The sequence below is a fragment of the Bradyrhizobium genomosp. I (2014) genome (genome assembly GCF_000261685.1).
Lineage (GTDB): Bacteria > Pseudomonadota > Alphaproteobacteria > Rhizobiales > Xanthobacteraceae > Bradyrhizobium.
On the sequence record NZ_AJQE01000413.1, the window covers coordinates 1 to 6616 of the forward strand.

Annotated in this window: 8 protein-coding genes; 2 read left to right on the forward strand and 6 right to left on the reverse strand. The window is 64.1% G+C overall.

What is annotated here, in order from left to right; translation table 11 throughout:
* Positions 1-188: DUF6496 domain-containing protein (locus tag IC50_RS35920; RefSeq protein ID WP_035716207.1), on the reverse strand; the 188-nt coding region annotated here is incomplete at its 3' end.
* Between the two features lie 93 nt (positions 189-281).
* Positions 282-476, reverse strand: a complete 195-nt coding sequence (locus IC50_RS35925; RefSeq protein ID WP_035716209.1) for a DUF3072 domain-containing protein — start codon at positions 474-476, stop codon at positions 282-284.
* 115 nt (positions 477-591) lie between these two features.
* On the opposite strand from IC50_RS35925, the gene IC50_RS35930 reads away from it, so the two are divergent.
* Entirely contained in the window at positions 592-813 is a 222-nt protein-coding gene (locus tag IC50_RS35930; protein WP_035716211.1) for a hypothetical protein, read from the forward strand.
* A 117-nt stretch (positions 814-930) separates the two neighbouring features.
* Here the strand turns inward: IC50_RS35930 and IC50_RS35935 are convergent, their stop codons facing one another.
* The gene (locus IC50_RS35935) at positions 931-1173 is read right to left on the reverse strand and encodes a hypothetical protein (protein ID WP_035716215.1); all 243 of its coding nucleotides are present in this window, start codon (positions 1171-1173) and stop codon (positions 931-933) included.
* Between the two features lie 94 nt (positions 1174-1267).
* The gene (locus IC50_RS35940) at positions 1268-1525 is read right to left on the reverse strand and encodes a hypothetical protein (RefSeq protein WP_035716219.1); all 258 of its coding nucleotides are present in this window, start codon (positions 1523-1525) and stop codon (positions 1268-1270) included.
* Positions 1526-1665: 140 nt separating this feature from the next.
* On the opposite strand from IC50_RS35940, the gene IC50_RS35945 reads away from it, so the two are divergent.
* Positions 1666-1887 (forward strand): hypothetical protein, encoded by a 222-nt coding sequence (locus IC50_RS35945; RefSeq protein ID WP_035716222.1) that lies wholly within the window; start codon positions 1666-1668, stop codon positions 1885-1887.
* Here the strand turns inward: IC50_RS35945 and IC50_RS35950 are convergent.
* Complete coding sequence (locus tag IC50_RS35950) at positions 1884-3371, reverse strand: HWE histidine kinase domain-containing protein (protein ID WP_035716224.1); 1488 nt, start codon at positions 3369-3371, stop codon at positions 1884-1886. The two genes, IC50_RS35945 and IC50_RS35950, sit on opposite strands and share 4 nt — an antisense overlap.
* Positions 3372-3384: 13 nt before the next feature.
* Positions 3385-6616 (reverse strand): response regulator (locus tag IC50_RS35955; RefSeq protein WP_035716227.1); only part of this gene is annotated, 3232 nt, incomplete at its 5' end.

Here is a 6616-nt window from a genome sequence, read left to right on the forward strand (position 1 = left end):
GGGACCTTCTTGCCCTTCTTGCGCGCCTTCGACAGTCCGATCGCGATCGCCTGCTTGCGGCTCTTCACGCGTCCGCCGCGCCCCCCGCGCCCGCTCTTCGCGGTCCCCTTCTTGTAGCGCCGCATCTCGCTTTCGACATCGCTACCCGCGCTGCGTGAGTAGCGGCGCTTCTTTGCCTTGCGTGCCATGCATGTTCTCCCTTGGCCGAAGAAAACCATTCGGCACGGCCAAGGTTCCGGGCGGCGCGTGCACGCAACGTTCCGGACGCGCGATGCAGCCTGTTAGAAGGAATTCGCCAGCTCGATCTCCGCTTCCAGCGCCTGGATGCGCCGTGCGGCTTCGCTGAAGGACAGGCCCCGCGCATATTGAGCGGGTTGATAGGCTTCTTCGCTCAGCCGTTTCAGCCTGAGGCCCTGCGCCCGCGTCATCTGCTCGCTCAGAAAAACCCTGGCGTCGTATTTCCCTTGAACCTGCATCCGGCTTCTCCGTTCTGAAATCGTGACTTGACTATATGTTCTTATTTTGTTCTAACAAGCCATGGACAACAGAATTAATGAAATCCGACGTAAAATCAGGGCCTTGAGGCTCGAAATGGCCGACGTCGAAGCGTCGGTGCGCGACCTCGTCGAGCGCGACTGCAACTGCACGGAGAAGGCCCTGGTGCAGATGGATCTGCGCCGGAGAATCAACCTCCTGATCGGCGAATGGAGGGCGGCTGGCGGCAGCGATCTACTGCCCGACGTGCGTAACCGGGTGCGCCTTCGTCCCGCGAAGACAGTCGGCAACCCCCCGCGTGCGATCGGGCGCCACTGAATGTGCGCGCAGCGTGAGTGCCGGCGCTGGTGGACGTCCGATGCTGACGGCTTGGAGTGTCGAGCACAAGGCAAAGGGCCCCGCGATGCGGAGCCCTCATGGATTCCAGGGGGTAGCCTATTTGGTATGGGTCATGCCGCCTTTGTTCATCATGGTGCCGCCCTGATCGGAGCCGGCGCCAGAGCCGCCTTGGCCGGAAGGATCAGCGCCCTTGGAAGATTTTGTATTCGCGCCGGTGGTCTGCGACGATGACATCGAGGATCCATGCTTGGCCTTATGCGACTTGGCCTGCACGGCGAACGGCGCGGCGGCGAGGCCGGTTGCCAACATTACGGCGAGAGCGAGCTTGGTCGTCTTCATGCGGGAAACTCCCTGAGTTAATTTGACGCAGGCAGCCAACCGCCATTCGCCGCAGGAGTTCCCGACAAAGCATCTCCCGCGAGAGACGTACGCTTCAAGATTTCTTGTCCTCATCAATGATGAACACGACGCCGGTGAGCGTCGCGCCGACCGCGAACGTCGTCACCAAGGTGAGAGCGAAAACCAGAACGGCCTGGCTTCCGCCGTTATTCAGCAGGTTGGCCACGGCTGGATTGGACAGGACGAGCGTGAGGCCGAAGGTGAGGCCGAGGGCTGCGCCCATCATTGCATGCGTCATCAGCTTGACTAGGCCGCTGGCAGAGATCAGCTCAGACGACTTCTTCGTGCGCATGGGAGTGCATCCCGAACTGGCATGCCAACGCCCGAGCAATTCCCTGGTTCCATTTGGTTGAAATAATTGTCATCGCCCGCTTCATCCGGCGTTCATGCCGGGCTTGCGAGGATGAGGGCCATCAGAACGGGAACATCGACATGGGTAAGGTCGTCTTTCTTTACCGCTCGCTGGCCTATCGCAACGCGGCCGCAGACATCCTGCGCAAGGCCCGCAGGCTGCCTAGCGGAGCAGAGCGAAGCGCGGCACGCCGCTACGCAAGGGCGCTGCGCGATCTCGCCCGAACGGAAGCCTGGCTGGAAGGGCGGGTCGCGCGCGATCCGCGGATTGCCTCGCGCACGACGAGCGCGGTGTCCGGTTAACCGGAAGCGCGCTGCAACTCGGCGGAGCCACCACTGTCGAACTTGCCGAGTGCGGTCGTCGACGCCTTGCGCGTCAACGGCACCTCCAGGCGGCACAACAGGCCCTCGGCGCGCCAATCGAATTGCGCCTGTCCGCCAAGCTGGGATTCAATGCTCGCAAGCAGGCTCCGCGTGCCGAAGCCGCGCGACTTCGGGGTCATGACCAGCGGACCGCCGGATTCCTCCCAGCTCAGCGTGAGCAGCCCGTCCTCGACCCGCCAATCGATCGCGAGCCGTCCCGATCGAGTCGAGAGCGCGCCGTACTTGGCCGAGTTGGTGAAGAGCTCGTGCAGCGCCAGCGCCAGCGTCTGGGCCGTTGCCGGCAGCAACTGAACTTCGGGACCCGCTAATCGGATCTGGTCGCCGAGCGAATAGGGCGCAAGCTCCTCGTCGATCAGCTTGGAGAGCTCGGCGCCCTGCCAGCTCGACAGCGACAGGATGGTGTGCACGCGCGCCAGTGCATTGATGCGTCCCTCGACGGCATTGACATAGGCCTTGACCTCGTCGGCCCGGGTGAGCCGCACGATCGACTGCGCCAGCGCCAGCGCATTCTTGGCGCGATGATCGACTTCCCGCGCCAGGAGATTCTGCCGCTCCTCCGCCCGCTTGCGTTCGGTGATATCGACGGTGACGCCGCTGACGCGCACCACGCGCCCGCTTCTGTCGACCGTTGCCGCCGCCGTGCCGACGCACCAGCGCACCTCGCCGTCGGGCCGCACGATGCGGAACTCGGTTTCATAGGCACGCGTGCCCTTGTTGAATTCGGCGACCGCCTTGCGCAACTGATCGACGTCGTCAGGATGCAACAGCGCCTGAACGTTGGCCGGATTGACCTCGAAGCTCCCCGGGCCGACGCCGAAGATGCGGTATTGCCCCTCGTCCCACATCCAATCGCCGCTGATCCAGTCCCAGTCCCAGGAACCCATCTTGCCGGCAGCGATCGCCATACTGCGCCGCTGCTCGCTCTCGCGCAGCTTCGCGGTGGAGCTCTCGAGTTCCGCAGTGCGCGCGCGGACGCGGTCCTCGAGCTCGTGGTTCAGCCGTTCGAGCTCGCGCGTCTTGCGGTAGAGTTCGGCGAACACCTTGATCTTGGCGCGCAGCACCTCCGGCACGACCGGCACCGGCACGTAGTCCACCGCGCCCATCTCGTAGCCGCGCAACCGGTCGATATCGCTGACCTGGATGGCCGAGATGAAGATCATCGCGGTCTTCTGGAAACGCGGATGCTCGCGGATCATCGCGGCGAGCTCGAAGCCGTCGAGTTCGGGCATGCAGACGTCGACCAGGATCACCGCGATCTCGGTCTTGAGCAGCACCTCGAGCGCCTCGCGCCCCGAGGAGGCGATCACGAGGTTCTCGCCGAGATCCTTCAGGATCACCTCATAGGCGAGCAGCTTGGCCGGCTGATCGTCGACGAGCAGGATGTTGACCTTTTCCTGGTCCATTCGCGGGCCCAACTCAGCGATGCAGCCACATGCGGATCGCAAGCAGCAATTGGTCGGTGTTGACAGGCTTGGCGAGGTAATCGGACGCGCCGGCTTCGAGGCATTTCTCCCTGTCGCCCTTCATCGCCTTGGCGGTCAGCGCGATGATCGGGAGACGAGCGAAGGCCGGGTTCTCGCGGATCACGCCGATGGTCTGATAGCCATCCATCTGCGGCATCATGATGTCCATCAGCACGATCGCGATCTCCGGATTGGATTCGACCAGCGTCACCGCCTCGCTGCCGGTCGTCGCCGTCAGCACTTTCATGCCGCGTCGTTCCAGCACGCTCGACAGGGCGAAGATGTTGCGGGCGTCGTCGTCGACGAGCAGGGCGGTCTTGCCGATCAAGTCCTCGTCGGAACTGTTCAGCTTCTCCAGCATGCGCTGCTTCTCGATCGGCAGCTCCGTGATCACGCGGTGCAGGAACAGCGCGGTCTCGTCGAGCAGGCGTTCCGGCGATTCCACGCCCTTGACAACGATGCTGCGTGCCATGGTGTGGAGTTCCGCGTCCTCCTCCGCCGAAAGCTCGCGGCCGGTGAAGACCACGACCGGAATGTTCGACAGTCCCTCGTCGTTGCGGATCTGGTCCAGCACCTCGAAGCCGCTCATGTCGGGCAGCCGCAGGTCGAGCACCACGCAATCACACTGTTGCTCGCGCAGCGTCGAAAGTGCCTCCGCGCCGGTGGCCGTCATCACGATCTCGATGTCGTCGTGGTGCAGCAGTTCGCGGATCGAAAGCTGCTCGGCCTCGTTGTCCTCTACGATCAAGAGCCGCTTGCGTCTCGGTCGCGCATATTCCTTGATCTGCGTCAGCGCGGCCGAGACGCCTTCGGTTGTCGTCGGCTTGTTGACGAACGAGAAGGCGCCACGCGCCAGCGCATGCTGGCGGTCCTCGTCGAGCGTGATGATCTGCACGGGAATGTGGCGGGTCAACGGATTGTGCTTGAGCTGGCTCAGCACGGTCCAGCCGAGCATGTCAGGCAGGAACACGTCGAGCGAGACCGCCCTCGGCTGGTACTGCTTGGCGAGCTCCAGCGCCTCCGCGCCCCGCGCGGCGACCAGGACCTTGAAGCCCTTGTCGCGCGCGAGGTCGACCAGCACACGCGCGTAATGCGGGTCGTCCTCGACGATCAGGAGGATGCTGTCGCCGGGCTCCAGGTTCAACCGGTCGTCGGGAAGCTGCTCGATGACGCGCTGCTGCTCGGGCGCGGCCGGCTGCAGCGCAGGCGGCTGGCTGTATTGCTGCGGCGCCGGCGCGGCCCGCGGCGCGAGCGTCGGGCCGGAATATTTCAAGGGCAGATAGAGCGTGAAGGACGAGCCCTTGCCCGGCGCGCTGCGCAGATGGATCTCGCCTCCGAGCAGGCTTGCGAGCTCGCGGCTGATCGCGAGTCCAAGTCCGGTGCCCCCGTATTTCCGGCTGGTGCCGGCGTCGGCCTGCTGGAACGCCTCGAAGATCAGCTTCTGCTTCTCCAGGGGAATGCCGATGCCGGTATCGGACACCTCGAACGCGATCACGGCCGGCGCGGAGTTCAGCACCGGGTGGTCGGTCCCCCAGCCGCCGATCGCGCCGGCGACCTTCAGGCGCACTTCGCCTTCGGCGGTGAACTTGAAGGCGTTGGAGAGCAGGTTCTTCAGGACCTGTTGCAGGCGCTTGGAGTCGGTGACGATGCTGCGTGGCAGATTTGGATCGACGTCGATCTTGAACGACAGGTTACGGTTGTCCGCCTCGTGCCGGAACGGCCGGCCGACGGTCTCGAGCAGGTTCGCGGTCAGGATTTCCTCGGCGTCGACCGTCACCGTGCCGGACTCGATCTTGGAGAGATCGAGAATGTCGCTGATGAGATTGAGCAGGTCGGTGCCGGCACCGTGGATGGTGCGGGCGAATTCGACCTGCTTGGCCGAGAGGTTGCCGTCCGGGTTGTCGGTGAGCTGCTGTCCCAGGATCAGGATCGAATTCAGCGGCGTTCGCAGCTCGTGGCTCATATTGGCAAGGAATTCGGACTTGTATTTCGAGGTCAGCGCAAGCTCGGTCGCCTTCTCCTCGAGCGCGCGGCGGGCCTGCTCGATCTCCTGGTTCTTGCGTTCCACCTCGACGTTGCGCTCGGCGAGCTGCTGCGCCTTCTGTTCGAGCTGGTCGTTGGTCTGCTGCAATTCGCGCTGCTGGGTCTGCAACTCGCCGGCGAGCTGCTGCGACTGCTTGAGCAGGCCTTCGGTCTGCATCGTCGCCTCGATCGAGTTGAGCACGATGCCGATGGAGTCGGTGAGCTGCTCGAGGAATGTCATTTGCGACGTCGTGAAGGAGGTGAGCGAAGCGAGCTCGATCACGGCCTTGACCTGAGCTTCGAACAGCACCGGCAGCACCACGAGGTTCTTCGGGGCGACGCGGAACAGCGCCGAATTGATCGGCACCACTTCGGTGGGAATATCCGCGATCAGGCGCGGCCGCTTGTCGATGGCGCACTGGCCGATCAGGCCTTCGCCGAACTGGAGCACTCGCTGATAGGGATAGATGCCGTCGCTGGCGTAGGACGCCAGCAGCAGCAGCTGGGAATTGTCCTCGTTCTCGACCTGGTAGATCACGCCGGTATGGGCGTTCACCAGCGGCGAAAGTTCGGTGAGCAGAAGCCGGCCGACGGTGGTGAGGTCGCGCTGGCCCTGGAGCATGTTGGTGAATTTGGCGAGGTTGGTCTTCAGCCAGTCCTGCTCGGTGTTCACGTCCGTCGTGAGACGGAGGTTCGTGATCATTGTGTTGATGTTGTCCTTCAGCTCGGCGACTTCGCCGCGGGCGTCGACCTGGATCGACCGCGTCAGGTCGCCCTTGGTCACGGCGGTGGCGACCTCGGCGATCGCTCGCACCTGCGAGGTGAGGTTGGCGGCCAGAAGATTGACGTTGCCGGTGAGATCCTTCCAGGTGCCGGCGGCGCCGGGCACGTTGGCCTGGCCGCCGAGCCGGCCCTCGACGCCGACCTCGCGCGCCACCGACGTCACCTGATCGGCGAAGGTCGCGAGCGTCTCGGTCATGTTGTTGATGGTGTCGGCGAGAGCGGCGACCTCGCCGCGCGATTTCATCGTCAAGTTCTGCTTGAGATCGCCATTGGCCACCGCGGTCACCACCTTGACGATGCCGCGCACCTGCTCGGTCAGGTTCGCAGCCATCAGGTTCACCGTGTCGGTGAGATCCTTCCAGGTGCCGGCGACGCCGGGC